The organism is Bradyrhizobium sp. BR 1432 (genome assembly GCF_051547705.1).
GTDB lineage: Bacteria > Pseudomonadota > Alphaproteobacteria > Rhizobiales > Xanthobacteraceae > Bradyrhizobium > Bradyrhizobium zhanjiangense.
Genome location: NZ_JBPUGF010000003.1, coordinates 3,271,564 through 3,298,524, shown reverse-complemented (window position 1 = coordinate 3,298,524; position 26,961 = coordinate 3,271,564). Strand labels below are relative to the sequence as shown.

21 protein-coding genes are annotated in these 26,961 nt (G+C 64.6%); 18 read left to right on the top strand and 3 right to left on the bottom strand.

Features of this window, described 5'->3' with window-relative positions; translation table 11 throughout:
- Window positions 1-142: 142 nt before the first annotated feature.
- From ACSKB8_RS15710 to ACSKB8_RS15680, 7 genes are all read left to right on the top strand, one after another.
- A complete protein-coding gene (locus ACSKB8_RS15710; RefSeq protein ID WP_091887068.1) occupies window positions 143-1,345 on the top strand; it encodes a pyridoxal phosphate-dependent aminotransferase in 1,203 nt (400 codons plus the stop codon).
- Between the two features lie 402 nt (window positions 1,346-1,747).
- On the top strand, window positions 1,748-2,227 hold the full coding sequence (locus ACSKB8_RS15705; protein WP_438105089.1) for a DUF992 domain-containing protein: 480 nt from the start codon (window positions 1,748-1,750) through the stop codon (window positions 2,225-2,227).
- A 178-nt stretch (window positions 2,228-2,405) separates the two neighbouring features.
- Window positions 2,406-4,454, top strand: a complete 2,049-nt coding sequence (locus ACSKB8_RS15700; RefSeq protein WP_438105087.1) for an elongation factor G — start codon at window positions 2,406-2,408, stop codon at window positions 4,452-4,454.
- A gap of 373 nt (window positions 4,455-4,827) precedes the next feature.
- Entirely contained in the window at window positions 4,828-5,100 is a 273-nt protein-coding gene (locus ACSKB8_RS15695; protein WP_091886630.1) for a helix-turn-helix domain-containing protein, read from the top strand.
- A gap of 93 nt (window positions 5,101-5,193) precedes the next feature.
- Window positions 5,194-6,948, top strand: a complete 1,755-nt coding sequence (locus tag ACSKB8_RS15690) for a SulP family inorganic anion transporter (protein ID WP_438105085.1) — start codon at window positions 5,194-5,196, stop codon at window positions 6,946-6,948.
- A gap of 91 nt (window positions 6,949-7,039) precedes the next feature.
- Window positions 7,040-7,873, top strand: coding sequence for a shikimate dehydrogenase (locus ACSKB8_RS15685; RefSeq protein ID WP_438105083.1), 834 nt, complete (start codon window positions 7,040-7,042; stop codon window positions 7,871-7,873).
- Window positions 7,874-7,929: 56 nt separating this feature from the next.
- On the top strand, window positions 7,930-8,556 hold the full coding sequence (locus ACSKB8_RS15680; protein WP_370986274.1) for a hypothetical protein: 627 nt from the start codon (window positions 7,930-7,932) through the stop codon (window positions 8,554-8,556).
- A gap of 208 nt (window positions 8,557-8,764) precedes the next feature.
- Here ACSKB8_RS15680 and ACSKB8_RS15675 read toward each other — a convergent pair whose 3' ends face one another.
- On the bottom strand, window positions 8,765-9,901 hold the full coding sequence (locus tag ACSKB8_RS15675) for an alpha-hydroxy acid oxidase (protein WP_091886621.1): 1,137 nt from the start codon (window positions 9,899-9,901) through the stop codon (window positions 8,765-8,767).
- 91 nt (window positions 9,902-9,992) lie between these two features.
- Here ACSKB8_RS15675 and ACSKB8_RS15670 point away from each other — a divergent pair, with 91 nt between their 5' ends.
- The 11 genes from ACSKB8_RS15670 (at window position 9,993) to ACSKB8_RS15620 (ending at window position 21,561) form a co-directional block, all read left to right on the top strand.
- A complete protein-coding gene (locus ACSKB8_RS15670) occupies window positions 9,993-10,160 on the top strand; it encodes a hypothetical protein (protein ID WP_164939789.1) in 168 nt (55 codons plus the stop codon).
- A gap of 220 nt (window positions 10,161-10,380) precedes the next feature.
- Window positions 10,381-11,724 carry a phosphoglucosamine mutase gene (gene glmM, locus ACSKB8_RS15665; RefSeq protein WP_091886618.1) on the top strand — a complete coding sequence of 448 codons (1,344 nt, stop codon included), beginning with the start codon at window positions 10,381-10,383 and terminating at the stop codon, window positions 11,722-11,724.
- 525 nt (window positions 11,725-12,249) lie between these two features.
- Window positions 12,250-13,083 carry an outer membrane protein gene (locus ACSKB8_RS15660; RefSeq protein WP_370986273.1) on the top strand — a complete coding sequence of 278 codons (834 nt, stop codon included), beginning with the start codon at window positions 12,250-12,252 and terminating at the stop codon, window positions 13,081-13,083.
- Between the two features lie 168 nt (window positions 13,084-13,251).
- Window positions 13,252-14,079, top strand: a complete 828-nt coding sequence (locus tag ACSKB8_RS15655; protein WP_438105080.1) for an outer membrane protein — start codon at window positions 13,252-13,254, stop codon at window positions 14,077-14,079.
- 74 nt (window positions 14,080-14,153) lie between these two features.
- Complete coding sequence (locus ACSKB8_RS15650) at window positions 14,154-14,744, top strand: glutathione S-transferase family protein (RefSeq protein ID WP_438105078.1); 591 nt, start codon at window positions 14,154-14,156, stop codon at window positions 14,742-14,744.
- 16 nt (window positions 14,745-14,760) lie between these two features.
- Complete coding sequence (locus tag ACSKB8_RS15645) at window positions 14,761-15,225, top strand: GNAT family N-acetyltransferase (RefSeq protein WP_370986270.1); 465 nt, start codon at window positions 14,761-14,763, stop codon at window positions 15,223-15,225.
- Between the two features lie 256 nt (window positions 15,226-15,481).
- Window positions 15,482-15,688 (top strand): hypothetical protein, encoded by a 207-nt coding sequence (locus ACSKB8_RS15640; protein ID WP_438105076.1) that lies wholly within the window; start codon window positions 15,482-15,484, stop codon window positions 15,686-15,688.
- Window positions 15,689-15,767: 79 nt separating this feature from the next.
- Window positions 15,768-16,940 carry a phosphoserine transaminase gene (locus tag ACSKB8_RS15635; RefSeq protein WP_438105075.1) on the top strand — a complete coding sequence of 391 codons (1,173 nt, stop codon included), beginning with the start codon at window positions 15,768-15,770 and terminating at the stop codon, window positions 16,938-16,940.
- A gap of 211 nt (window positions 16,941-17,151) precedes the next feature.
- Entirely contained in the window at window positions 17,152-18,741 is a 1,590-nt protein-coding gene (gene serA, locus ACSKB8_RS15630; RefSeq protein ID WP_128947306.1) for a phosphoglycerate dehydrogenase, read from the top strand.
- Between the two features lie 263 nt (window positions 18,742-19,004).
- Window positions 19,005-20,177, top strand: a complete 1,173-nt coding sequence (locus ACSKB8_RS15625) for a thiolase family protein (RefSeq protein ID WP_438105073.1) — start codon at window positions 19,005-19,007, stop codon at window positions 20,175-20,177.
- Window positions 20,178-20,394: 217 nt separating this feature from the next.
- On the top strand, window positions 20,395-21,561 hold the full coding sequence (locus ACSKB8_RS15620) for a serine hydrolase (protein WP_438105071.1): 1,167 nt from the start codon (window positions 20,395-20,397) through the stop codon (window positions 21,559-21,561).
- A gap of 139 nt (window positions 21,562-21,700) precedes the next feature.
- Here the strand turns inward: ACSKB8_RS15620 and ACSKB8_RS15615 are convergent, their stop codons facing one another.
- The gene (locus ACSKB8_RS15615) at window positions 21,701-22,642 is read right to left on the bottom strand and encodes an IS630 family transposase (protein WP_438101750.1); all 942 of its coding nucleotides are present in this window, start codon (window positions 22,640-22,642) and stop codon (window positions 21,701-21,703) included.
- Between the two features lie 306 nt (window positions 22,643-22,948).
- Window positions 22,949-26,269 (bottom strand): PAS domain S-box protein, encoded by a 3,321-nt coding sequence (locus ACSKB8_RS15610; protein ID WP_438105069.1) that lies wholly within the window; start codon window positions 26,267-26,269, stop codon window positions 22,949-22,951.
- Window positions 26,270-26,961 lie beyond the last annotated feature (692 nt).

Sequence of the window (26,961 nt, the reverse complement as noted above, 5' to 3'; positions counted from 1 at the left end):
CTCGAAACGCGGGAAATCCGCAAACTTTTGCGGGATCGGGCCGAAGTTTCTTGCGGTGCAGCGGCTCACGTTTTAGGGTGGCTCATTCCCACAATCAGAGTCGTGAGGCCGAGGGCTTCACGACGCTTGTCAGGAGATGACGATGTCCTTCCTTGCCGCTGCGCTCGACCGTGTGAAGCCGTCCGCGACCATCGCGGTCACGGATAAAGCACGCGCGCTGAAAGCGGCGGGCCGCAACGTCATCGGCTTAGGTGCCGGCGAGCCCGACTTCGACACGCCCGCCAACATCAAGCTGGCGGCGATCCGCGCCATCGAGGCCGGCAAGACCAAGTATACCGCGGTCGACGGCATCCCCGAGCTGAAGGAAGCCATCATCGGCAAGTTTCAGCGCGAGAACGGCGTCGCCTACAAGCCGAACCAGATCATCGTCGGCACCGGCGGCAAGCAGGTGCTCTACAACGCGCTGATGGCAACCATCAATCCGGGCGACGAGGTGATCATTCCCGCGCCCTATTGGGTCAGCTATCCTGAAATGGTGGCGCTTGCCGGCGGCGAGCCGGTGCCGGTGGTCTGCACCGCCGCGACCGGCTTCAAGCTCCAGGCCGAGGCGCTGGAGCGCGCGATCACGCCGAAGACCAAATGGGTGATCCTGTGCTCGCCGTCGAATCCGACGGGAGCTGCCTACACCAAGTCCGAACTGAAGGCGCTCACCGACGTGCTGCTCAGGCATCCCCATGTCTGGGTGATGACCGACGATATGTACGAGCATCTCGTCTATGACGACTTCCAGTTCACCACGGTCGCGCAGGTCGAGCCGAAACTCTACGACCGCACGCTCACCGTGAACGGCGTGTCGAAGGCCTATTGCATGACCGGCTGGCGCATCGGCTATGCCGGCGGCCCGGCGCAGCTGATCAAGGCGATGTCGACGATCCAGTCGCAATCGACCTCGAACCCGTCGTCGATTGCGCAATGGGCGGCGGTCGAAGCGCTGAACGGTCCGCAGGACTTCATTCCCGCCAACAACAAGGTGTTCAAGGAGCGCCGCGACCTCGTCGTCTCCATGCTCAACCAGGCCAAGGGCATCGAGTGCCCGCGGCCCGAAGGCGCGTTCTACGTCTATCCGTCCTGCGCCGGCACCATCGGCAAGACCGCGCCGTCGGGCAAGGTGATCGACAATGACGAGACGTTCGTCACCGAGCTGCTGGAGACCGAAGGCGTCGCCGTGGTGCAGGGCTCGGCCTTCGGCCTCGGACCTGCGTTCCGCATCTCCTATGCGACCAAGACCTCCGACCTCGAAGACGCCTGCAAGCGCATCCAGCGCTTTTGCGGCAATCTGCGGTAAGCCTGTCGCGACAGTTGCAAATTGAAAAGGCCCGCTTCGTGCGGGCCTTTTTTGTTGTGTTTCGATAAGCGGAGTCGGACGGTCCTTTGTTCTGGTCGGCATCTTGCCATGCCCCTCACCCGGATCGCTGCGCGATCCGACCTCTCCCCGCAGAAGGGCGTGGAGAGGTTAAGTCGCGTCCGATTGCGCACTCTAATTCTTCTCGCATCGCGAGGGGCGCAGGCTCGCGCACTCCCTCGCCCCGTTCTTACGGGGAGAGGGTGGGGTGAGGGGTCTCTTTCCGCGAATTCGATTCCAGATATGTCCGATCTGGCACCGCCAAGACTCTTGTGGCATAGACGATCGCGCGGCGTGTGCCGCGTCCTTCCTGCTCGCAATCACCTTCATCGCCGGAGACGTTTCATGCGCCGTTCGTTCCTCCTCGCCGGGCTCACCGCCGCAAGCCTCGTTGTCTCCGTCGTTGCTGCCGGCGCGCAGCAACGGATGACGCGGATCGGCGTGCTCGAATGTCGCGGCGGCGCCAGCGTCGGCTTCATCGTGGGATCGGTGACCCATCTCGGCTGCGTGCTGCGCGCCGACGGCTTGCCCGACGACCGCTACGTCGCGACCATCCGCAAAGTCGGCCTCGACATCGGCATCACCCAGGAGACGGCGCTCGCCTGGGGCGTGTTCGCGCCGGTCGACCGGCTTGGCCCCGGTGATCTCTCCGGCAATTACGCGGGCGCGCAGGGCAGCGCCTCGGTCGGCGTCGGGCTTGGTGGCAACGTGCTGGTCGGCGGCTCCAACAATTCGATCGCGCTCCAGCCGCTCAGCGTGCAGGGTCAGGTCGGCCTCAACGTCGCCGCGGGTCTGGAGAGCCTGGAACTTCGTCCGGGGCGTTGAGCCGTCGTCAATTCTAATTGACTGAGCCAGCTACGAGACTCACCTCTCCCTCCGGGAGAGGTGAATACCGACGACGCACCGCAGCGACGTTTGATGCTTGCCAAATCTTGGGGACGGGCAGAGCATCTGCGTTTGCCGACCCAATCATGGGCCGAGCTCCACAAGAAGGAGGCGGCGAATGGGACAAGACGTCAGAAGTCCCCGAGGTCCACGGTGCATTGCGCTGGTGGGCCCATTCCAAAGCGGTAAAACCACACTTCTCGAAGCAATCCTGGCGCGAACGGGTGCGATCCCGCGCGCCGGCAGCGTCGATGCCGGAACTTCCGTCGGCGACGCCACGCCAGAGGCCCGTGATCACAAGATGACCGTCGGGCTGACTGCCGCCACCACGAGTTTCATGGGTGACAGCTACACCTTCCTCGACTGTCCCGGTTCCGTCGAATTCGCCCACGATATGCGCGCCGTGTTGCCCGCGGTCGATGCCGCGGTCGTGGTCTGCGAGGCCGACGAGAAGAAGCTGCCGCAGCTTCAGATCATCCTGCGCGAGCTGGAGGAGCTGAAGATCCCGCGTTTCCTGTTCCTCAACAAGATCGACCGCGCCAGCGAGCGCATCCGCGAGACGCTCGCAATGCTCCAGCCCGCCTCGTGCGTGCCGCTGGTGCTGCGCCAGATTCCGATCTGGAACGGCGAGCTGATCGAGGGCTTCGTCGATCTCGCGCTGGAGCGCGCCTTCGTCTATCGCGAGCACAAGGCCTCCGAGGTGATCGCGCTCGAAGGCGGCAATCTCGACCGCGAGAAGGAGGCTCGCTTCTCGATGCTGGAGAAGCTCGCCGACCACGACGATGCGCTGATGGAGCAGCTGCTCGAAGACATCCAGCCGCCGCGCGATGCCGTGTTCGACGACCTTGCCCGCGAATTGCGCGAAGGGCTGATCTGTCCGGTGCTGCTGGGCGCCGCCGCGCGCGAAAACGGCGTGCTGCGTCTGATGAAAGCGCTGCGCCACGAGGCGCCCGGCGTTGCGGAGACCGCAAAACGTCTCGGCGTTCCCGACACCAAGGATGCGCTCGGCTACGTCTTCAAGACGCTGCATTCGCAGCACGGCGGCAAGCTGTCGCTGACGCGGCTGCTCGCCGGCCATCTCGACGATGGTGCGACGCTGCAATCCTCAGCCGGCGGCACGGGGCGCATCTCCGGTATCCTCGCCGTCAACGGCGCCTACGATACCAAGCGTGCCTCGGCCGAAGCCGGCGACACCGTGGCGCTCGCCAAGCTCGATCCCGTAAAGACCGGCGACACCGTCTCGAGCGGCAAGACCCCGCCGGCTGCGCTCGTCGCCGTGGAGCCGACGCCGCCGGTGCTCGCGATCTCGATCGCGGCCACAGATCGCAAGGACGACGTGAAGCTCGGCCAGGCGATGGCCCGGCTGCACGAGGAGGATCCTTCGCTGGTCGTGGTGCAGAACGCTCAGACCCATGACACCGTGCTGTGGGGCCAGGGCGAGATGCATCTGCGCGTGGCCGGCGAGCGGCTGCGAGACCGCTTCGGCGTCAAGGTCACCTCGCATCCGCCCGCGATCGGCTATCAGGAGACCATCCGCAAGCCGATCACCCAGCGCGGGCGTCACAAGAAGCAGTCCGGCGGTCACGGCCAGTTCGGCGATGTCGTGCTCGACATCAGGCCGCTGCCGCGCGGCGACGGCTTCAAGTTCGCCGAGAAGGTGGTCGGCGGCGCGGTGCCGCGCAACTACATCCCGGCGGTGGAGGAAGGCGTCGTCGACGGGCTGGCGCGCGGCCCGCTCGGTTTCCCCGTCACCGACGTGGAGGTGACGCTGACCGACGGCTCCTATCACAGCGTCGACTCGTCGGACCTCGCCTTCCGCACGGCGGCGCGGGTCGGACTCGATGAGGGCCTGCCGCAATGCCAGCCGGTGTTGCTCGAGCCGATCCACATGGTCGAGATCGTCTGCCCGACCGACGCCACCGCCAAGATCAACGCGATCCTGTCGGCGCGGCGTGGCCAGATCCTCGGCTTCGACACGCGCGACGGCTGGAGCGGCTGGGACTGCGTCCGCGCCATGATGCCGGAAGCCGAGATCGGCGAACTCATCGTCGAGCTGCGCTCGGCCACCGCCGGCGCCGGCAGCTTCACCCGCCAGTTCGACCACATGGCCGAAGTGACCGGCCGCGCCGCCGACCAGATCATCGCCGCCCATCAGCACGCGGCGTGATCTGTAAGTGAGGCAACCGGCCTCTCACTCCCTCTCCCCGTTCTTCACGGGGAGAGGGTGGGGTGAGGGGCTGCCTCCGCGGATGCGGCATTTCATTGAGCCGAACCCGCGCCCAACCTCCGTCATTGCGAGCGCAGCGACTTGTCCGCCGAAGCCTTTGGCGAAGGCGGAAGCAATCCAGAATGTCTCTGCGGAGGCGGTCTGGATTGCTTCGTCGCACCAGCGCAAAATTGCTTTGCAATTTTGTCGCGGGCTCCTCGCAATGACGAAGGAGGTAGATGGGCAGTCCCTTGCGCCCGGCCTCATATGATGTATTTTATATCATTGTATATGTCCCAGATATCATTTATAGGTTCTGATACGTGAGGCCACGGTGATCACGTCGTTCCAGATGCGGGCAGCGCGGGCGCTGCTCGGCATTGACCAGAAAACCCTGGCCGAGCTCGCCGGCGTTTCGCTGCCGACCATCCAGCGGATGGAAGCCAGCACCGGCAATGTTCGCGGCGTGGTCGAGACCCTGATCAAGGTGGTCGAGGCGTTCGATCGGGCCGGCGTCGAGCTGATCGGCGAGCAGGCGCGCAGCGACATTGGCGGGCGCGGCGTTCGCCTCAAGGAGCCGGGGCCGCCGCGGCGGGTGGGGGCATGATCGGGCGTTGATCATGCTCGGGATCAGGAATGGGATAGCGCATCGTCGCACCTCGGCAACACGGGACGCACGATGCTTCGGAGCATCGTGGGCATGAGCATCACAAGCGATCAAGCGGGCCAACTGCATCAGCTTCGCCGGCCGACCCTTGTCGAATTGTATTTGCCAAAGCTCGTCACCATTTGGCGTGAGGGGTACGGCGTCGCGGACTTTCGCGCCGACGTCTTCGCCGGCCTCACCGTCGCGATCGTGGCACTGCCGCTGTCGATGGCGATCGCGATCGCCTCGGGCGTGACACCGGACCGCGGCCTCTACACCGCCGTCGTCGGTGGCTTCGTCGTGTCCCTGCTCGGCGGCAGCCGCTTCCAGATCGGCGGACCCGCGGGCGCCTTCATCGTCCTGGTTGCGGTGACGGCCGAGCGGCACGGCGTCGACGGCGTGATCCTCGCCACCATGATGGCGGGGCTATTCCTGGTCGCCGCGGGCCTGTTGCGGGTCGGCACCTACATCAAGTTCATTCCCTATCCCGTGACCGTCGGCTTCACCGCCGGCATCGCCGTCATAATCTTTGCGAGCCAGCTCCGCGATCTCGGCGGGATCACGCTGGCCGGGAAAGAGCCCAGCGAATTCGTTCCCAAGCTCGTTGCGCTCGCCGGCGGCCTCAACACCATCAATCCATCGGCCGTCGTGGTCGCGATCGGCAGCATCGTCATCATCGCCGCCTTGCGGCGCTGGCGGCCGTCCTGGCCCGGCATCCTGATCGCGGTTGCGCTCGCGGCGGTCGCCAGCGCCGTGCTGTCGCTGCCGGTCGAGACCATCGGTTCGCGCTTCGGCGGCATTCCGCGCGAGCTGCCCTCGCCGGCGCTGCCCGCGTTCTCGCTGGAGAAGGCAAAGGCCGTGCTGCCGGATGCGATTGCGTTCGCGCTGCTGGCCGCCATCGAATCGCTGTTGTCGGCCGTGGTGGCCGACGGCATGACCGGACGCCGTCATCGCTCCAATTGCGAGCTGGTGGCGCAAGGCGTCGCCAATATCGGCTCGGCGCTGTTCGGCGGCATCTGCGTCACCGGCCTGATTGCGCGCACCGCGACCAACATCCGCGCGGGCGCGCGCGGCCCGCTCGCGGGCATGCTGCATTCGATCTTCCTGCTGCTGTTCATGCTGATCGCGGCGCCGCTCGCAAGCTACATTCCGCTCGCAGCGCTCGCCTCCGTGCTCGTCGTGGTGGCCTGGACCATGGCGGAGAAGCAGGAATTCGCGACGCTCCTGCGCTCGTCATGGGGCGATGCCGTCGTGCTGCTCGCAACCTTCCTGCTCACGATCTTCCGCGATCTGACCGAAGGCATTCTGGTCGGCTTCGCGCTCGGCGCGGTGCTGTTCATCCACCGCATGGCGGAGATGACGGGCATCGAGGAGCGCACGCCGCTGGTGGTCCCCGATCGCCCCGATGACAGCAACGGTGCGCGCGTTCCCTACGATTCCGCGCTGGCGGTCGACCGCGACGTGCTGGTCTATCGCATCACCGGTGCGTTCTTCTTCGGCGCCGCCTCTGCGATCGGAGGCGTGCTCGACGGCGTCGCCGACCAGCGCAAGGCCTTCGTAGTCGATTTCGCCGCGGTGCCGTTCCTGGACTCCACCGCGGCGAACGTGCTCGGGCGCGTCGCCGCCAAGGCCCATCGCCAGGGCATCAGGCTGTTCATCACGGGGGCATCGCCGGCGGTTCGCCGCGCGCTGCTCACCCATGGCGTGACGCCGCCGCGCGCGCGCTATCGCCAGAGCCTCGAGCGCGCGATTGCCGATATCAAGGGCCGCGCAACGCAGCCCGAGGCCGATGAGGTTGCCGCGAGCTGACGGCGCCGTGGCGATGCGGCGCTCGTGCGCTTGACAGAGCCTTCGGGACGCGAAATGGATCGCCTTCCACATCGCTTGAGGGAAGGATGACGTGACCAGGGCTCCCGCCGCTTGTCTGATCGGATGGCCGGCGGCGCATTCGCGCTCGCCGCTGATTCATCATTACTGGCTGCGCACGCTCGGGATCGAGGGCGGCTACGTCATCGAGGCGGTTCCGCCCGAGGGCCTGCGCGACTTCGTGCTGCGGCTGTCGCTGCGCGGCTTCGTCGGTGCCAACGTCACCATCCCGCACAAGGAGGGCGTGCTGGCGCTATCGAAACCCGATGCGCGCGCAACGGCCGTCGGCGCGGCCAATACGCTATGGTTCGAAGACGGCGAGCTGCACGCCACCAATACCGACGTCGAAGGCTTCATCGGCAATCTCGACGCCAGCGCGCCCGGCTGGGATACGGCTGAGGAGGCGTTGGTGCTCGGGGCCGGCGGCTCCTCGCGCGCCGTCGTGTTCGGGCTGCGCGAGCGGGGCATCAAGCGCATCCATCTCGCCAATCGCACCATCGCGCGGGCGGAGACGCTGGCAAGACAGTTCGGGCCGAACGTGCACCCCGTTGCATGGGATGCGATCAACGACGTTCTGCCGCGTGCAAAACTTCTCGTGAACACGACCTCGCTCGGCATGCATGGCCAGCCTTCACTCGATGTCGATGTTGCGCGCCTGCCGCAAGCGGCCGTGGTCGCCGATCTCGTTTATGTCCCGCTGGTGACGCCGCTGCTTGCAGCAGCAAAAGCGCGCGGTCTGAAGACCGCCGACGGGCTCGGCATGCTGCTGCATCAGGCGGTGCGCGGCTTCGAGCTGTGGTTCGGCCAGCGGCCGGAGGTCACCGCCGAGCTGCGCGCGCTGGTCGAGGCCGATCTCACAAAGACTTGAAAGAATAGCGCGGCTGTTCCGGAGTTCTCCCTCCGTGGGGATAACCGGAGACCGTCATGTCTGTTCAACGTGCAACTTTCACACGTCCACTTCTCGCCGTCGCAATGGTGGCCCTCTCGACCTACGGCGCCCTCGCCCAGAAAGCGCCGGTGCCGACGCGCGTGCGCGGAACGATCGAGAGCGTCAATGGCGATACCATGCAGGTCAAGTCGCGCAGCGGCGAAGACGTCAAGCTTCACATCGCCTCTGACGTGAACGTCGCAGGCATCACCAAGATTTCACTCGCCGACATCAAGCCGGGTTCGTTCATTGGCGCAACCACCGTGCCTGGGCCGAACGGCGGCCAGAATGCGGTCGAGGTCCACGTCTTTCCGGAGAGCATGCGCGGCACCGGGGAGGGCTCGCGGCCCTGGGATCTCAAGCCCAATTCCAGCATGACCAATGCGACGGTCGCCGAGAGCGTGGTCGGCAATGACGGCCACACGCTGCTAGTCAAGTACAAGGACGGCGAGAAGAAGGTGTTCGTCGCCGACAACACCCCGGTGGTCACTTATGTGCCGGGCGAGAAGTCCGAGCTCAAAGCCGGCGCCAAGATCATCGCCTTCACGAAGCAATTGCCGGACGGCTCTTTCGAGACCAACCGCGTCGGCGTCGGCCGTGACGGCGTCACGCCGCCGATGTGAGCGGAGCTGCAGCCACACCCCCAGTGTCGTCCCGGATCTGCGCTGACGCTTGTCCGGGACGCATAACCACGGGGGCAAGTTGTTGCGCGAAGGAGGTAACTCCGAGTCCCCGTAGCCACGTCCGCCTGTGGCTATGGGTCCCGGATCGGCGCGCGCTTAGGGCGCGCTTGTCCGGGACGACGGCTATGTTTGACGCGACGGTTTCGCCTCACACCGCAATGACGTGATCGTCGATCTCGTCGATCCTGTTGACGCCGCACAGGCCCATGGTGGTGAGCAGCTCTTTCTGGATGATGTCAATCGCCTTGGCGACGCCGGCCTGGCCGCCGGCCCCTAAGCCATAGGCGTAGGCGCGGCCGATCATGCAGGATTTTGCGCCGAGCGCGAGCGCGCGCATCACGTCCTGGCCGGAGCGGATGCCGCCGTCGAACATGATCTCCATCTTGTCGCCGACCGCGTCCGCGATCTCGGGCAGCACCTCGATCGAGGACGGCGCGCCGTCGAGCTGCCGGCCGCCATGGTTGGAGACGACGAGGGCCTGCGCGCCGGTCTTGGCGGCTTCCTCGGCGTCCTCGACGTCGAGGATGCCCTTGATGATGAGCTTGCCCGGCCAGATGCTGCGGACCCACTCGACGTCCTTCCAGCTCAAGGAGGTGTCGAACTGCGACGCCGTCCATTCGGCGAGGCGGTTCAGATCCTCGGTGTTCTTCACGTGGCCGGCGATGTTGCCAAAGGTGCGGCGCTTGCCTTGCAGCACGCCGGAGACCCAGGCCGGCTTGCTGGCGAAATCCAGAAGCTTCGATAGCGACCATTCCGGCGGCACCGTCATGCCGTTCTTGATGTCGGCGTGGCGTTGGCCGATCACCTGCAGGTCGACGGTGAGCACCAGCGCGCTGCATTTGGCCGCGATGGCGCGCTGGATCAGATCCTTGATGAAGCCGCGGTCCTTCATGACGTAGAGCTGGAACCAGAACGGCTTCTCGACATTGGCGGCGATGTCCTCGATCGAGCAGATCGACATGGTCGATTGCGTGAACGGGATACCGGCGGCCTGCGCGGCGCGGCAGGCATGGATCTCGCCGTCGCCATGCTGCATGCCGAGCAAGCCGACGGGCGCCAGGATCAGCGGCATGGTCGAGGGCTCGCCGAGGATCGTGGTCGAGGTGTCGCGCTTGGAGACGTCGACCAGGATGCGCTGGCGGAACTTGATCGCCTGCATGTCCTCGCGGTTGGCGCGCAGCGTCTCCTCGGCATAGGAGCCGCGGTCGCAATAGTCGAAGAACGCCTTCGGCACGCGGCGCTTATGCAGCGCGCGAAGATCGTCGATACAGGTGATGTGCTTCATGATCGTTTCCCCGGCCCGTCTTGCATCGGATGATTTCGGGGTCATCTAGCATGGTTAGATGCACAGCCAAATCGTTTGAGAGGAGGGCGCCATGACGAGGCCGCACGCCGCACCTTCGCCGGAAGAGATCAAGGAGAAGCGCGACCTCGAGGAAGCGCTGGAAGAAGGCCTGGAAGAGACCTTTCCGGCCTCCGATCCCGTCAATGTCACCCAGCCACCGCCGAGCCGCGGCGACGGCCATGTGAAGCGCACCGGCTAGGCCGGGTTCCGTCCCGTTCCGGCTTCCCTGCAGGGAAATATAGTGTTAACAATACGTTATCGGGCACGCGGCGGGCCCGGTTCCGTAATGATTCATCATATTTTTTGAAGCCAAGTTAGCCGCGATGGTTTTATAAGAGCTCAGCAAATCAGGGATGCGGGGCCTTTTCGGGCAGCCCGTGGTTGTCGAGGGGACCCCTGATTGTTGCCTGGGGGACGATATGAGCCGCAAATATTTCGGGACGGACGGGATTCGGGGCCGCGCCAACGGACTGATCACGCCGGAGCTCGCGCTCAAGGTCGGCCAAGCCGCAGGCCTTGCGTTTCAGCGCGGCGACCACCGCCACCGGGTCGTGATCGGCAAGGACACCCGCCTGTCCGGCTACATGATCGAATATGCGATGGTCGCTGGCTTCACCTCGGTCGGCATGGACGTGCTGCTGGTCGGCCCGATGCCGACGCCGGCGGTCGCGATGTTGACCAAGTCGATGCGCGCCGATCTCGGCGTGATGATCTCGGCTTCGCACAATCTGTTCGAGGACAACGGCATCAAGCTGTTCGGCCCGCAGGGCTTCAAGCTCTCCGACGACGTCGAGCGGCAGATCGAGCAGCTGCTCGACGAATCCCTCGACAAGAGGCTCGCGCAGAGCGCGAGCTTGGGCCGCGCCCGCCGCATCGACGGCGTGCATGACCGCTACATCGAATTCGCCAAGCGCACGCTGCCGCGCGATCTGTCGCTGGATGGCTTGCGTGTCGTGATCGATTGCGCCAACGGCGCTGCCTACAAGGTGGTGCCGGAAGCGCTGTGGGAATTGGGTGCCGACGTCGTTCCGATCGGCGTCGAGCCCGACGGCTTCAACATCAACAAGGAATGTGGCTCGACCTCGCCGGAAGCGCTGTCGAAGAAGGTCCGCGAGATGCGCGCCGATATCGGCATCGCGCTCGACGGTGACGCCGATCGCGTCATTCTGGTCGACGAGCGCGGTCATCTCGTCGACGGCGACCAGCTGCTGGCGGTGATCGCGCAGAGCTGGAAGGAAGACGGCCGGCTGTCGCGGCCGGGCATCGTCGCGACCGTGATGTCGAATCTCGGCCTCGAGCGTTTCCTGAACGGGCAGGGGCTCGATCTCGTCCGCACGCCCGTCGGCGACCGCTACGTGCTCGAGCAGATGCTGAACGGCGGCTACAATCTCGGCGGCGAGCAATCCGGCCACATCATCCTGTCCGACTACGCCACCACCGGCGACGGCTTCGTTGCGGCCTTGCAGGTGCTGGCGGTGGTGCAGAAGCTGCGCCGTCCCGTGTCCGAAGTCTGCCACCGCTTCGATCCGCTGCCGCAGATCCTGAAGAACGTCCGCCACAAGGGCGGCAAGCCGCTCGACGATTCCGACGTCAAGTCGGCGATCTCCGACGGCGAGAAACGCCTCAACGGCTGCGGCCGTCTCCTGATCCGCTCTTCCGGTACCGAACCCGTGATCCGCGTCATGGGCGAGGGCGAGGACCGCATCCTGGTCGAGGACGTCGTCGACACCATCGTCTCCGCGCTCGGCCAGGCGGCGGCGTAAGGTCTTCCTTCTCCCGCAGTGACGTAGGGTGGGCAAAGCGACTTGTCCGCCGTAGCTCGAAGAACGAAGGCGGAAGCGTGCCCACCGTTTCATTTGCAGTGTTGGATTGATGGTGGGCACGGCGCAAGTGCGCCTTTGCCCACCCTACGATTCCGAGCTAGCGGAGAGATGCCTTACCCGTCTCGCCGCTGCGCCGTAGCCGATGCAAGCATCGGCGTTCTTAAGAGACGGCGGTCGAAGGCCTTGCCGTGTTCCTGCCCAGGCTGCCGCGGCACGCGCGTTAACGCATCCTCTCTCGCCGCGTTGCGGTTTCACACATCGTTAGGAATTGCGGCGAGGTCGTCGCATTTGGCGCGGCATTCTTGCAACGCTGGCGCGGCGCGCGCGTGTATGGTGAGAAAAAATCAACCTTAAAAATTAGGGTTAAGTGGCGCTTAAACATTTGCTGCCATCGTCCGGGTCGTGAGTTTCCAGAACGTGGGGCGTCTGCATTTTTGCCTCACCGGCCATAAGGACGAAGCCAAAATGCGTAGCGTTAAGTCTCTCCTTGCCGCGGGTGCGGCAACCCTGATCTCGTCGATGGCGTTCGCCGCTGATATGCCGATCGCAGCGCCCCCTCCGATGTACGCGCCGCCCGCTCAGCCCGCCGACTTCGGTGGCTGGTATCTCCGCGGCGACATCGGCATGACCAACCAGAGCGCCAAGCGCATCGACGCCGCCGTAGCGCCGGGGTTTACGAGGACGACGGAGGGACTCGGCTTCGACTCGTCGCCGCTGTTCGATCTCGGTGTCGGCTATCGCTTCAACAACTGGTTTCGTGCGGACGTGATCGGCCAGTACCGGGGCAAGGCTAATCTGCATGGTGCCGACAACGTCATTGGGCCCGGCTTCGTCGGCTCCAACAATTACAGCGGCAGCAAGTCCGAGTGGGTCGTCATGGCCAACGCCTATGTCGATCTCGGCACCTGGTGGTGCATCACTCCGTTCGTCGGTGCCGGTGTCGGCGGCTCCTACAACAAGATCAGCGGCTTCCGTGATGACGGCGTGTCATTCAGCGGCGGCACCCTGTCCAACAGCGTCGCCTACTTCGCCGACAACGGAAAGTGGAACTTCGCCTGGGCCGCCCACGCCGGTCTCGCCTACAAGGTCAATCCCGGCTTCACCGTCGAACTGGCCTACAGCTACATGAACCTCGGCGACGCAGCGCCCGGCAACTTCCGCTTGTTCGACAACAGCGCCTCGGGTCCGACCTCGATCAAGATCAAGGAGCTCACCTCGCACGACGTCAAGCTCGGCGTGCGCTGGGATCTCAACAGCCCGCCGGTCTACGCGCCGCCGCCGCTGGTCACCAAGGGCTGATCGTCAGCCTCATCGCTTAAGACGTCTTAACGGCGCGGGTTCATCCCGCGCCGTTTTGCTTTGCGGATTTTTCATGGCGCGACAGCGACGAACGTGGCGAACGCAACCATTGGTTAAGGTTAACAGGCGATGATCATCGCAACAGTTCGAGTCCGATGGAGCGTTGCGATGCGTAGGCTGATGGTGGCGGCAGCGATGTTGGGGACGGTGTCCGCCGCGCATGCGGCCGACATGCCGGACCTGCCGATCCTGCGCGGCAGCTTCACCGACGGTCTGAGCACCTCCACAGTCAACTGGCAAGGCTCGTATATCGGAGCGCAGGCCGGTTATGGCTCGTCCGACGAGAACTTCAACGGCTCGACCAGCAACATGATGGCTGCATTGCTGGCGGATACGTTGATCGAGAGCTCGATGGGCGTGTCCCAGTGGAATCTTGGACTGGGCAAGGCCTCGCAGCGCACGACCGGTTACGGCGCCTTCGTCGGCTACAATGCGCAGTGGGACGACGTCGTGATGGGCCTCGAAGTGAGCTGGCTGCACGGCAAGTTCGGAGGAATGTCGTCGGCCAGCGAAAGGCGTGTCAGCGCCACTGCACTGGCAGACGGCAATTTCCATGATGTCACGGCGACCTCCACATCTTCGATCAGCATCAGCGACATCGGAACGTTCCGCGGCCGCGCCGCTTACTCATGGGGATGCTTTCTGCCCTACATGTTTGCGGGTCTCGCGCTCGGTAATGCGGACATTGTGCGCACTGCCAACGTGCAGGATCGCGTGAGCGCGACCCAGTTGGGGACCTACACGCCGCTCGCGCCGTTGAGCTCGACCGATGCCCAGCACAATCACCTGATCTACGGCTACACCGCCGGTCTCGGCGTCGACGTCAACCTGGTCGGCGGATTGTTCATGCGTGCGGAGTACGAATACATCCGCTTCACCTCCCAGGTCGACACCAGCATCAACACCGTCCGCGCCGGCCTCGGCTACAAGTTCTGACGCGGCCGCGCACGCCGCGGTTGACAGCTCCCGTCCGTCCTGATGCTCTGTCGCTCAAAAGCAGGGCGGCGGCGATGCAGATCTACGGCGATAGCAATTCCGGCAATTGTCTGAAGGTGAAGTGGGTCTGCGACAAGCTCGCGCTGCACTACCAGTGGATTGAAATCGACACACGCAAGGGCGAGACCCGCACGCCGCAATTCCTGAAGATGAACGGCGCCGGTCAGGTGCCGACCGTCGCGTTCGACGACGGCCGCACGCTGGCCCAATCCAACGCCATCATCCGCTATCTCGCCCGCGACAGCGCGCTCGTTCCGCGCGACGCCTTCATTGCCGCCAAGATGGACGAATGGCTGTTCTGGGAGCAGTACAGCCACGAGCCCTATATCGCGGTGTGCCGTTTCCTCCTGGTCTATCTCGGCAAGGAGGCATCCGAGCTCGACCCCGAGAAGGTCAAGCGCGGCTATGCGGCGCTCGACCGCATGGAGCAGCATCTTTCGGTCAGCCGCTTCTTCACTGGTGAGGCGGTTTCGCTCGCGGATGTCTCGCTGCTCGCCTATACCCGCGTTGCGCATGAGGGCGGCTTCGATCTCGCTCGCCATGCGGCCGTCCGTCGCTGGATCGACGAGGCCGAGGCGTTTCTCAGCCTTGCGCCGGCGCGCTGAGCCTGGAGTAACGCGCATGAACACTGAGGCCGTTTCCATTCGCCGCGCGCGCCGCGACGATGTCGCCGCGATCGTGGCGATGCTCGCCGATGATCATCTCGGACGCGGGCGTGAGCGCGTCGAGGATCCGCTGCCCGCCGCCTATGACGAGGCATTCGCGCGGGTCGAGCGCGATCCGAATCTGATGCTCGTGGTCGCCGAGAGCGAGGGCAGGGTGGTCGGCTGCCTGCAACTCGCGATCCTGCCCGGCATCAGCTCGCAAGGCGGCGTGCGCGGCCTGCTCGAAGACGTCCGCGTTGCTTCCGATTGTCGCAGCCGTGGCATCGGCGAGCGATTGGTGCAATGGGCGATCGCGGAAGCGAAATCACGCGGCTGCAATCTGGTCGAGCTGCTGACGCATCAGACGCGCGTCGATGCGCAGCGCTTCTACACGCGGCTCGGATTCGCTGCGAGTCATGTGGGCATGACTGTCCGCTTTTGAGGCAACAAGAGCGTTTTCGAGCGAAGTGGATACCGGTTCGCGTAAAGAAAACGCGTCAATACAAAAATCCAGAGTCCCGTTCCGATTGTATCGGAATGGGGCTCTGGTCGCGGGCGTTGCGCAATCAGCACATTCGGATCGCGCATACGTTCATCTTAAGAGCTGATAAACTACCCGCCCGTCGTTCATGTCTGTACAGGAACGAATGGTGCTACGGCAGCGTCAGACACCGAGCTCGGTCGGTTCGGGGATTTCGATGACAAGCTATTCGATGATCAAGGTCGGCAACGACTACGTCGTGCAGGCCAATGACAAATGCATATTGAAGGTCGGCAGCCGCCGCAGAGCCGCGCAATTGATCAGCGAGGCCACGGACTTGCTGAATGCGCTCGCTGCCGTCGAATCCCCTGGTATCGCGCCAGAGGCGCCTTCACTCCCCCGTGAGACGCCGGAACTTCCTTGACTGCTCTTCCCGATTCCCGTATCAGCCGCGGCGGGACACCTCCCCCCAACGGGAGGCTTACTATCTGGAAGGGTAGATGATGACTGTAGCGAAGCCCGCTTCGCGGCCGAATGTGCCGCACTTCTCCTCCGGCCCCTGCGCCAAGCGCCCCGGCTGGAACGCCCAAAATCTCAAGGACGCAGCCCTCGGTCGCTCGCATCGCGCGAAGATCGGCAAGGCCAAGCTCAAGCTCGCGATCGATCTGACGCGCGAAGTGCTCGAGGTCCCCGCCGATTACCGCATCGGCATCGTACCGGCCTCCGATACCGGCGCGGTCGAGATGGCGCTGTGGTCGCTGCTCGGTGCGCGGCCCGTCACCACGATCGCCTGGGAATCCTTCGGCGAAGGCTGGGTCAGCGACATCGTCAAGGAATTGAAGCTCAAGGACGTCACCAAGCTGAACGCAGCCTATGGTGAGATCCCCGACCTCTCCAAGGTCGATCCCAAGAGCGACGTCGTCTTCACCTGGAACGGCACCACCTCAGGCGTGCGCGTGCCGAACGCGGACTGGATCAGCGCGACCCGCGAAGGGCTCACGATCTGCGACGCCACCTCGGCCGCTTTTGCGCAGCCGCTCGATTTCGCAAAACTCGACGTCGTCACCTTCTCCTGGCAGAAGGCGCTCGGCGGCGAGGCCGCGCACGGCATGCTGATCCTCTCGCCCCGCGCTGTGGAGCGGCTCGAGACCTACAAGCCGGCCTGGCCGCTGCCAAAAATCTTCCGCATGACCAAGGGCGGCAAGATCAACGAAGGCATCTTCGTCGGCGAGACCATCAACACGCCCTCGATGCTCTGCGTCGAGGACTATCTCGATGCGCTGAACTGGGCCAAGTCGATCGGCGGCCTCAAGGCGCTGATCGCGCGTGCCGACGCCAACACCAAGGTGCTCGCCGACTGGAAGGCGAAGACGCCGTGGATCGACTTCCTGGCGAAGGATCCGTCGATCCGCTCCAACACCTCGGTGTGCCTGAAGTTCACCGATCCCGCGATCACCTCGCTCTCCGAGGACGCGCAGGCCGACTTCTCCAAGAAGCTGGTCGCGCTGGTCGAGAAGGAAGGCGCCGGCTTCGACTTCGCCTATTACCGCGATGCCCCGGCCGGCCTGCGCATCTGGTGCGGCGCCACCGTCGAGGCCAAGGACGTCGAGCTGCTGACGCAGTGGATCGACTGGGCCTTTGCCGAGACCAAGGCGCAGTTGGCCAAGGCGGCGTGATTTTCTTTTCGCCTCTCCCCGTTCTTACGGGGAGAGGCCGGATTGCGCAGCAATCCGGGTGAGGGGCTCTCTCCGCTTGCACCTTCGCCTGTGGCTGCCCCTCACCCAACCCTCTCCCCGTAAGAACGGGAAGAGGGGGAAGACAAAGCCTCATTCAATTCCGGCCATCGCAGGCCGATCCTCCCGTTAGGGAAGGCGAAGGATCATCCCCATGACCAAACCCAAAGTTCTCATTTCCGACGCGCTCTCGCCCGCAGCCGTGCAGATCTTCAAGGACCGCGGCGTCGAGGTCGACTTCCAGCCCAATCTCGGCAAGGACAAGGACAAGCTCGCCGAGATCATCGGCAATTACGACGGCCTCGCGATCCGCTCCGCGACGAAAGCGACCGCCAAGATTATCGACAAGGCCACGAAGCTGAAGGTGATCGGCCGCGCCGGCATCGGCGTCGACAATGTCGAGATTCCCGCCGCCACGGCCAAGGGCATCATCGTGATGAACACGCCGTTCGGCAATTCGATCACCACCGCCGAGCACGCGATCACCCTGATGCTGGCGCTCGCCCGCGAGATTCCGCAGGCCGACGCCTCGACCCAGGCCGGCAAATGGGAGAAGAACCGCTTCATGGGCGTCGAGATCACCGGCAAGGTGCTGGGCGTCGTCGGCTGCGGCAATATCGGCTCGATCGTCGCCGACCGCGCGCTCGGCCTGCGCATGAAGGTGATCGCGTTCGATCCGTTCCTGTCGCCGGAGCGCGCCAAGGACATCGGCGTCGAGAAGGTCGATCTCGACGATCTCCTCAAGCGCGCCGACTTCATCACGCTGCATACGCCGCTGACCGAGAAGACCAGGAACATCATCGATGCGGCCGCGATCGCCAAGATGAAGAAGGGCGTGCGCCTGATCAACTGCGCCCGTGGTGGCCTCGTCGACGAGCAGGCGGTGGTCGATGCGCTCAATTCCAAGCACATCGCGGGCGCCGCCTTCGACGTCTTCATCGAGGAGCCTGCGACGTCCAACGTGCTGTTCGGCCATCCCAACGTGATCTGCACGCCGCATCTCGGCGCCTCCACCACGGAAGCGCAGGAGAACGTCGCGCTCCAGGTCGCCGAGCAGATGTCGGACTATCTGCTCACCGGTGCGATCTCGAACGCGGTCAACTTCCCCTCGATCACCGCGGAAGAGGCGCCGAAGCTGAAGCCGTTCATCGCGCTCGCCGAGAAGCTCGGCTCGTTCGCCGGCCAGCTCACCGAAAGCGGCATCCTCAAGGTCGAGATCACCTATGAGGGCCACGTCGCCGAGATGAAGATCAAGGCGATCACCTCCGCGGTGCTGTCGGGCCTGCTGCGGCCGATGCTGGGCGAGGTCAACGTGGTGTCCGCCCCCGTCGTCGCCAAGGAGCGCGGCATGGTGGTGGACGAGATCGTGCGCGCCGCCCAGAGCGACTATGAGAGCCTGATCACCGTCACCGTCACCACCGAGCGGCAGGAGCGGTCGGTCTCCGGCACCGTCTATGCCGACGGCAAGCCGCGCCTCGTCGACATCAAGGGTATCCGCGTCGATGCCGAGTTCGGCAAGTCGATGATCTACGTCACCAACGAGGACAAGCCCGGCTTCATCGGCAGGTTCGCCAGCCTGCTCGGCGATGCCAAGATCAACATCGCGACCTTCCATCTCGGCCGCGTCGCACCCGGCAGCGATGCCATTGCCCTCGTCGAGGTCGACGGCGCGGTGCCGACGGACCTGCTCGCCAAGGTGCAGGCGCTGCCGCAGGTCAAGCAGGCCAAGGCGCTGACGTTCTGAGGCGAAACTCTTGCCTCTCGTCATGGCCGGGCTTGACCCGGCCATCCACGCCTTGCCCAGTGTCACGAAGAACGTGGATGCCCGGGACAAGCCCGGGCATGACGCGTGGATAGAGTGACACTCGCATAGATATTCCGACGCGCGGAACAACGCCGCCTCCATCACCTGGAGGCGGCGTTTTATTTTTCCCGCGCTCGCCAAACTTTGTGTACCAATGGCGATAAGGACGCTCCGTTCAAAATCGTTCGAAAAGGGAGAACACAATGCGTGAAGCCGTCATCGTTTCCTATGCGCGCACAGGTCTTGCCAAATCCGGCCGCGGGGGGTTCAACATCACGGCGCCGATGTCGCTCGCGGCCCACGCGATCCAGCACGCGGTGAAGCGCGCCGGCGTCGACAAGGACTATGTCGAGGACTGCTATCTCGGCAATTGCGCCCATGGCGCGCCGAACATCGGCCGCCAGGCGGCGCTGCTCGCGGGCCTGCCGAAGACCACCGCCGGCGTCTCGGTGAACCGCTTCTGCTCCTCGGGGCTGCAGACCATCGCGATGGCCGCCAACTCGATCCGCTCCGACGGCGCCGATTGCATCGTCGCCGGCGGCGTCGAGAGCATCTCGATTCCGGGCGGCGGCTCGCCGAAGGAATTGATCGATCCGGAACTGCTCAAGGTCGCGCCTGACATCTTCATGGCGATGATCGACACCGCCGACATCGTCGCCGAGCGCTACAAGCTCAGCCGCGAATATCAGGACGAGTTCTCGCTGGAATCGCAGCGCCGTATGGCCGCGGCGCAGCAGGCCGGCAAGTACAAGGACGAGATCGTCCCGATGAAGACCAAGATGAAAGTGGTCGACAAGCAGACCAAGGCGGAGTCGATCGTCGACTACGTCGTCGATCGCGACGAGTGCAACCGGCCCGACACCACGATGGAAGGCCTTGCCAAGCTCGAGCCGGTCAAGGGTCCCGGCAAGTTCGTCACCGCCGGCAATGCCAGCCAGCTCTCCGACGGCGCCGCCGCCGTGGTGCTGATGGAAGCCAAGGACGCCGAGAAGCGTGGCCTCAAGCCGCTCGGCCGCTTCGTTGCCTGGGCGACCGCGGGCTGCGAGCCCGACGAGATGGGCATCGGCCCGGTGTTCGCGATTCCGAAGCTGCTGAAGCGCACCGGCCTCAAGATCGACGACATCGATCTGTGGGAGCTCAACGAAGCCTTCGCCAGCCAGTGCCTGTATTGCCGCGACAAGCTCGGCATCGATCCCGCCAAGTACAACGTCAACGGCGGCTCGATCGCGATCGGCCATCCCTTCGGCATGACCGGCGCGCGGCTCACCGGCCATTTGCTGCAGGAAGGCGCGCGCCGTAAGGCCAAGTGGGGCGTCGTCACCATGTGCATCGGCGGCGGCCAGGGCGGCGCCGGCCTGTTCGAGATCTACAGCTGATCCAGGCCACAGGAACGCGAAAGGGCACGGCGCCGCAAGCGCCGTGCCTTTTTATTTGAGCGCTGCGCGTTATTTGAGCGCCCACGCGGGGACTTGGACCGCTCTTCACCATCAAATCACGCTATCAACCTCCACGGTGTCATTCTAATAAAGACAACCGCAGCGAAAGGTGCTAAAGCTTGCTTGCGATGCAAGCTTGTAATGGGGAGGGGCGCAAATGGCCTTTTCGGACCCGAGCTCGGCGATCCAAAACATCATAGACGCGGCCGTCAGCGATTACATGGGGATGGCAGTCTACGTCTTCACGGATTTTGACGGCTCCGGCACCCCCTCCGCAAAGTTCTTCTCTCCCTCTAAGACTGAAGTCTGGGACTCAAACCATGATGTCGTGAGCGCTGCGAAGCTGCCAAATACTCTGTTCGAAATCGGATCCATTTCAAAAGTTTTCACGTCCAGGATTTTTTACAGTCTTCAAGGCACATATGACGGGAATACGGTTGGGTCCTGCATGCCCTCGATTTCCCTGCCGGTAGCGATCAGCGGGATTCCGGTTGCCAATATCGTCACTTATGCTTCTGGGTTTCCGCAGGACAATGACGAGCCCCCCGATCCGCGGGGACAGTTCTGCCCGCCAAGCAACTTGCAGAACCTCGCCGACCTCGTCGATTGGTTCAACAGCGGACAGCACTCGTCCTGGATCTGCCCCGCGGGCCACTGCTACACCTATTCAAACCTTGCCTGGTCGCTCCTGGCTATCGTCGGTCTCAACCCGCAGAAACCCTATGTCGACGTCTATGATGGGTACAACGCGCAACTCGCGGAGCTGTGCGCGGATCTGAGCATGAGCAACACCGCTTTGTTCAGTACGGGCCAAGTGCCCAGCATGGCGTGTGGATATAACGGGACGCAGCCTTACGACGTGGGTCAGAGCTATAAGCCGGGCCCAACGATGGAGTTCGGCGCCGGAGCGATCGTCAGCTGCGCCTCGGACATGCTTCAATGGCTGCTCTACAACATGGGCCAACTGCAGCCTTCACCAACGGAATTCGCCATCCTGCAGATGCAGCAGCAGGCCAGCCCGGCCCGCGGCAAATGCGGTACGACGGGCACCTGCCAGGTGCAGACGCAGGGCCCCACGGTCGCGATTGGATGGTTCTTTCCGAAAATCGCCGGCGCTGCGGGACGTGTCCTGTCGAAAGATGGCAGCGTACCGGGCTTCAGCTCGTGGATGGGGTTTGAGAGCTGGGTTCAGAACGGCGCAAACGCTCCGTCGGGCAATGGCGTCGTCGTTCTGTCCGCCGGCAGCCTCGCCTCGTCCGTGGGACAGAAAATCATGTCCACTCTTCTGAGCGCCGAGGTCGAGGGTGGTTTGTCGTCGAGTTGACCCAAGTCAGTTGACCCAAGCCGGGCGCGTCGTTTCGACGATAGGATGACGGACAATCCCGCGAAGAGCCTGATCGTCTATGATGTCGACGATCCGGGGGCGGGCCAGCCGAGTTCGCGAGAGCTAGAGCGTGATGTTTTTATACGGAAACATACCCTGAATTTTTGAGATAGTTGGCGCACTCCTCCTTGGAGAAGAGGTCGAGGAGTTCGCCGACCTTGCGCCAAGTCGCTTCGACATCACGTGTCTGGGCGGCTCGCATCAGGTGTTTGAGCTTGGCGAAGACCTGCTCGATCGGGTTGAGGTCGGGGCTGTAGGGCGGCAGGAAGAGCAGATGTGCTCCTGTGGCGCGGATGGCGTTGCGCGCCGCCTTGCCCTTGTGACTGCCGAGATTATCGAGGATGACGAGTTCACCTTTTGCGAGGGTCGGCGCCAGTACCTGTTCGATATAAAGGGTGAAGAGCTCGCCATTGATTGGGCCGTCGATGACCCATGGCGCGCTGATCCGATCGTGGCGCAGCGCCGCGATGAAGGTCATGGTCTTCCAATGGCCGAAAGGCGCAGACGCCTGGAGACGTTGCCCGCTCGGCCCCCAGCCTCGCAGCGGCGCCATGTTGGTTTTGATCCAGGTCTCGTCGATAAAGACCAGGCGCGAAGCGTCGATCCTGCCCTGATGGGTCTTCCAGCGCGTCCGTTTACGGGCGATATCGGGACGATCTTGTTCGGCCGGCAGGACCGTTTTTTTGAAGCTCAGCCCTTCGGCGTGAACGAACGTCCACACCGCCCGCACGTCTGTCTTGATCCCGCGCGCAGCCAGTTCCTCCGTCAGCTTCCGCAAAGTGAATGGGCCGGAGTGAATGCGTTTGCGCAGCCAGTCGGCATTGGTGCCGGACAGAACCGGCTTCTTGTGACCGCCGATCTTGCCGGGAGAAACGCCTCCGGTCTCCCGCCGCAGATTCTTCCACTTCGTCACACAGGAAGGGCTGATCTGAAGCGCTTCTGCGATCGAACGAACGGTCTCGCCCGCGTCAGCTCGCGCAAGAGCGCGTTCGCGAATGTCTTCCGAAAGCGGTCGCGTCATCCATGCTGGCCTCCGCTTTCCAGCATGGAGCTTGAATCAGAAATCCTCCCCGCAGGGAATCCGATTCCGGCAAAAAACAACATGCTCTAAAGGGCAGGGCTATCGATTGGATCGGTGCGCGCCCAGGATGTTGATCACCTCTCCCGTAGGGAGAGGTCGGATCGTATCGAAGATGCGATCCGGGTGAGGGGTAACAGTCTCACGGAACGCTGCAGCCCCTCACCCGAATTGCTTCGGACGATGCTTCGCATCGCCGAGCCCAATCCGACCTCTCCCCGCTGGGAGAGGTGGCCTCCCGACGCCGCTTTACGCCTTCGCCAGCGCCGGTGCGAACACCACTTCGATCAGCGTGCCGGAATTGCCCGCGCTCTTGATGTTGAACTGGGCGCGGTTGGCTTCGACCAGCGCCTTGGTCAACGACAGGCTGAGCGCGGCGCTGTCCGCGGCATCGCCCGGCGGCGGGGTGCGGAACGGCTCCATCGCGGCGGCGACTTCGCGTTCGCTGAGACCATGGCCGGTGTCGCGGATGCGAAGCGCGATCTCGCCGCGATCGGTCAGCGCGGTCGAGACGATGACCTGGCCGCCGGCGCTCGCAAGCCGGATCGAGTTCGAGATCAGGTTCACGGTGATCTGCCGCATCGCGCGCGCATCCACTGTCACCTGCGGCAGCGCATGCGCCAACGAGGTGCGGATGATGATGCGCTCGCGGTTGGCCTGCGGCTGCATCACCGTAACGCAGGCCTCGACGAGGTCGTTGAGATTGAGGTTGGCGAAGTTGAGGTCGAGCTTGCCGGTCTCGATCCGCGACAGCTCCAAGAGATCGTCGATGATGGCGATGACGCGCTCGCCCGAAGCGCGGATGTCCTTCATGTATTCGCCATAGCGCTCGTTGCCGAGCGCGCCGAAACGTTCGGAGATCATCACCTCGGCAAAGCCGATGATGGCGTTGAGCGGGGTGCGGATCTCGTGGCTGATCCGCGCCAGCATGTCGGCCTTGGCCGTCGCTGCGCCGTCGGCGCGACGGCGGGCCTGCGTCAGCTCGCTCTCGCCCTTCTTGCTCTGCGAGAGATCGCGGAACACGGCGAAGAAGTTCGGGCCGTCCGGCCGCGTGCGGCCCATGATCATCGCGAGCGGAATGACGCCGCCCTTCTTCTCGCGGCCCAGCACCTCGCGGCCGTGGTCGAGCAGGCTCGCAACGTCCTGGCTCTTCAGGCTTTCGAGATAGTCGGCGACGATCTGCTGGCTCTCCGGCGCGAACAGCGTCGCCAGATTCTGCTCGAGCAGCGCATCGCCGTCATAGCCGAACAGCGCCTCGGCGCTGCGGTTGCAGGCGTGGATGTTGCCTTCGGCATCGAACATCACGATGCCCTCGGCCGTGGTGTCCAGGATCGCGGCGAGATCCTCGGCGTCGGCATCGCCGGCTGTGGGCTCGAGGTCGGGCGCGTAGGGGAAGGATTCGGGGACAATGGTCTCGGCGATGACGGGCGCGGCGACAATCGGCGCGGCCTGCGGCAGCGCGCAGATCAGCGCATGCGCGCTCTCGCCGTCCCAGTCGATCGTGTGCAGATGCGCCTCGGTGGTCGCAAGCGGCGCTTCGCCGTTGGCGATCGCCGCGCTGATCGTCACCGGCGTGCCGCCTTGCGACGTGCTGCTGGCCGTGGAGACGCCCGGCTCGACATAGAGCGCGTCCAGCCCGCCGCCATCCTCCAGCGCGCCCAGGTTGGCGTAGCCCATGCGCGCCAGGAAGGCAGGGTTGGCATAGAGCAGGCGATCGAGGCGATAGATCAGGATGCCCGTCGGCAACAGGTCGAGCAGCGCGCGGTCGCGCGCGGGCGCGGCGCGTGCCGGCGGCGCAGGCTCGGTCAGCCATTCGGCTGCGGTTTGCGGCGCTTCAAACTCCGGTGCAGGTGGTTCGGGCGTGATCTCTGCCGCCGGCGGCTCGGATGTATCAGCCGCGATCGTCTCGCGCTCGCGTTCGAGGCGCTCGGACAATTGCCGGGCGAGCTCGTTGAACGCGCTGTTCTCGACCGGCGTCAGCGTCGGCGAGCGCGCATCGCCATGCGGACGGAACGGCACGACATTGGGAGGCGTTTCCACTGGCGTTTCCACGGACGTCTCGGGCTCGGTTGGGTGTGAAGTCACATCAGTTGCGGGTTCGGGCAGTTCAGCTTCAGGCTCGGGCCCAGGCGGTTCGATGGGCGGAGGCGGCGTCGCGGCCTCGGCCTCCGGCTCGGAGATCGGCTCGACGACGTCGGCGGACAGGCCGCGCTGCGCCGGCACCTCGGCCAGCCGCTCGAAGCGCCGGAGCGCTTCGAGCCGGTTGAGGCCGTCGAGATCGCGGCAGACGCCGAAGCCTTTGAAGCCGGCGAAATTGCGCTCCCGATCGTAGATCGGCAGGCCCGCGAGCTCGACCGGCAGATGCTCGCCGCCATCGGCGGGCCAGTTCACGGTGATGCCGGCCCAGGTATCGTGGCTTTCAAGCGCCTCTGCGATGCGCCCCTCGGGATCGAGCGCAAATTCCGCGGCGATCTCGCGCCAGGGGCGGCCGAAGCCGGCGGCGGTGTGCGGGCCCATCAGGCGGATGAATTCGTCGGAGAGCAGCACAAAGCGTCCCTCCGCATCCATCTGCCACAGGAAGCGCAGCGGATGCTGATGCGGTGCGGGCGTCTCTGTGTGGCCCGACGGCAGCTCGAACATGGCTGACGTGATCGGCGCGGCCTGCGGCGACACAATGGCCTGGGCGCAGTTTTCAACCGGAGTCTTGGCCGCGGTGGTCTGGTCGGGCACCGGTTCTTGGAAGGCCTCCACGAGCGCTTCGCTCACGGCAGGTTCAGGCGCGGGCGTCATGGTCTCGGCGGTTTCGCTTGCGTCGGCCGGCTCTGCGAAGGCGTCGAACAATGCGATCCCGACCGGCGGATGCTGCGATGACGGATCGTTCTTCGGCATGCTTTTAGGCGCCGACGCTGCGCGCGCATCTTGCGCGGGATCGATTAGCGCGACGAGGCCGATGTCGGCGCCGACGCCGACCCGTTGCAGCACCATCTGGCCGATGCCGATCGGCGTCGCGGCGCGGCCGCAGGTCAGCGCTTCGCTGCGGGCCCGGTCGAGGCCGGCCTCAAAGAGATCACGAAAGCCGAGCAGGGAGCGGGCGGCTTCGCTGGCGCCGACGAACATCCCGTCGGGCGCGAACGCGGCCATCGGCACCTTGGCGCCAGCGACGAGACGATGCAGCCGCTCGACCAGCGGCATCGGGCGCAGGGTCGGGTCCATCGCGGCGACGAGCACGCCATGGCCGCCATCGGCAAAGTCGAGCCGGGTACAGGCGCAGGTCATCAGCATGCCGAGCCGGGCGCCGAAGCCGCGCAGCCGCTCGAGCCGCACGGCGCCGTTCGCCGGCAGGCTGCGGGCCAGCCGGGCGACCTGGCGGCGGTGGCTGTCCGCCGGGCCGAAGATCCTGTCCGCGAGGGCGGCGGCGTGGGCCGCGCCGAACAGTTTTGCCCCGACCGGATTGGCCCAGAGCACGCGCGTGCCGTCGATCGACCACAGCCAGGCGGGCAGCGGAGAGGTCGCGTGCACGGCCAGCCGGGGATCGCCCACGCCTCGCAACTGGAAATCCGAACTCTTCATCCGACCGGCTTTAAGTCTCGCTTCTCAGCGTGGGGCGGCTGCCGGGAATGGCAGCCTTAAGAAAGGGTTAGTATCGCCCGCAGGCGCGGGCAGGTCCACGGCCACGGTCTCTCACAGCCGGCCTAAAGCCGCGATAACCTTAATGGTGTCGAACCCGCAAGCCGCAGCCCGATTGCATCCAAGGGATTCGCGGGCAAAGCCTGTCGTCAGGCCGTATGCCAGGTGACGTGCGCGCACGCGGCATCACCGGTGCCACCCTCCCCTGGAGGGGGAGGGTCGGCTCACATGGAGCGCAGCGGAATGTGAGACGGGGTGGGGTGACGGTGTCTCCGCGTCCGACAGTGCCCGGGTGGAGAGATCACCCCACCCCGCTCGCGCTTTGCGCGATCGACCCACGAGCGAGCTCCGCTCGTCTCGGACCCTCCAGGGGTAAGGGCCGGCCTCGCCTCGGCACCAATCCTCCCACCTCAACCACCGGTTCCCCATCCCAGGAACCTCACCCTCTCCGAGATTAAATTTTTACGACGCCTGTTGGATCGCATTGCGATGCACAATCTTGACATGATGCGCGGCAATAATGGCGGTACTGGGCGAGCCATCTCGTTTGTTTCGCGTTTCCAGTCTTCGTACCCGCTCAATGCGAGGGCCCACAATCGGGGCCGGCGGGCGCGCCAGAAGGCTCACTCCATTTT

Coding starts and splice junctions, on each gene's coding strand:
- ACSKB8_RS15690 (WP_438105085.1), top strand. CDS start 5,194: ATGAGCATCACAAGCGATCAAGCGGGCCAACTGCATCAGCTTCGCCGG.
- ACSKB8_RS15635 (WP_438105075.1), top strand. CDS start 15,768: ATGACTGTAGCGAAGCCCGCTTCGCGGCCGAATGTGCCGCACTTCTCC.
- ACSKB8_RS15655 (WP_438105080.1), top strand. CDS start 13,252: ATGCGTAGGCTGATGGTGGCGGCAGCGATGTTGGGGACGGTGTCCGCC.
- serA (WP_128947306.1), top strand. CDS start 17,152: ATGACCAAACCCAAAGTTCTCATTTCCGACGCGCTCTCGCCCGCAGCC.
- ACSKB8_RS15670 (WP_164939789.1), top strand. CDS start 9,993: ATGACGAGGCCGCACGCCGCACCTTCGCCGGAAGAGATCAAGGAGAAG.
- ACSKB8_RS15615 (WP_438101750.1), bottom strand. CDS start 22,642: ATGACGCGACCGCTTTCGGAAGACATTCGCGAACGCGCTCTTGCGCGA.
- glmM (WP_091886618.1), top strand. CDS start 10,381: ATGAGCCGCAAATATTTCGGGACGGACGGGATTCGGGGCCGCGCCAAC.
- ACSKB8_RS15610 (WP_438105069.1), bottom strand. CDS start 26,269: ATGAAGAGTTCGGATTTCCAGTTGCGAGGCGTGGGCGATCCCCGGCTG.
- ACSKB8_RS15680 (WP_370986274.1), top strand. CDS start 7,930: ATGTCTGTTCAACGTGCAACTTTCACACGTCCACTTCTCGCCGTCGCA.
- ACSKB8_RS15640 (WP_438105076.1), top strand. CDS start 15,482: ATGACAAGCTATTCGATGATCAAGGTCGGCAACGACTACGTCGTGCAG.
- ACSKB8_RS15705 (WP_438105089.1), top strand. CDS start 1,748: ATGCGCCGTTCGTTCCTCCTCGCCGGGCTCACCGCCGCAAGCCTCGTT.
- ACSKB8_RS15650 (WP_438105078.1), top strand. CDS start 14,154: ATGCAGATCTACGGCGATAGCAATTCCGGCAATTGTCTGAAGGTGAAG.
- ACSKB8_RS15660 (WP_370986273.1), top strand. CDS start 12,250: ATGCGTAGCGTTAAGTCTCTCCTTGCCGCGGGTGCGGCAACCCTGATC.
- ACSKB8_RS15620 (WP_438105071.1), top strand. CDS start 20,395: ATGGCCTTTTCGGACCCGAGCTCGGCGATCCAAAACATCATAGACGCG.
- ACSKB8_RS15700 (WP_438105087.1), top strand. CDS start 2,406: ATGGGACAAGACGTCAGAAGTCCCCGAGGTCCACGGTGCATTGCGCTG.
- ACSKB8_RS15710 (WP_091887068.1), top strand. CDS start 143: ATGTCCTTCCTTGCCGCTGCGCTCGACCGTGTGAAGCCGTCCGCGACC.
- ACSKB8_RS15675 (WP_091886621.1), bottom strand. CDS start 9,901: ATGAAGCACATCACCTGTATCGACGATCTTCGCGCGCTGCATAAGCGC.
- ACSKB8_RS15645 (WP_370986270.1), top strand. CDS start 14,761: ATGAACACTGAGGCCGTTTCCATTCGCCGCGCGCGCCGCGACGATGTC.
- ACSKB8_RS15625 (WP_438105073.1), top strand. CDS start 19,005: ATGCGTGAAGCCGTCATCGTTTCCTATGCGCGCACAGGTCTTGCCAAA.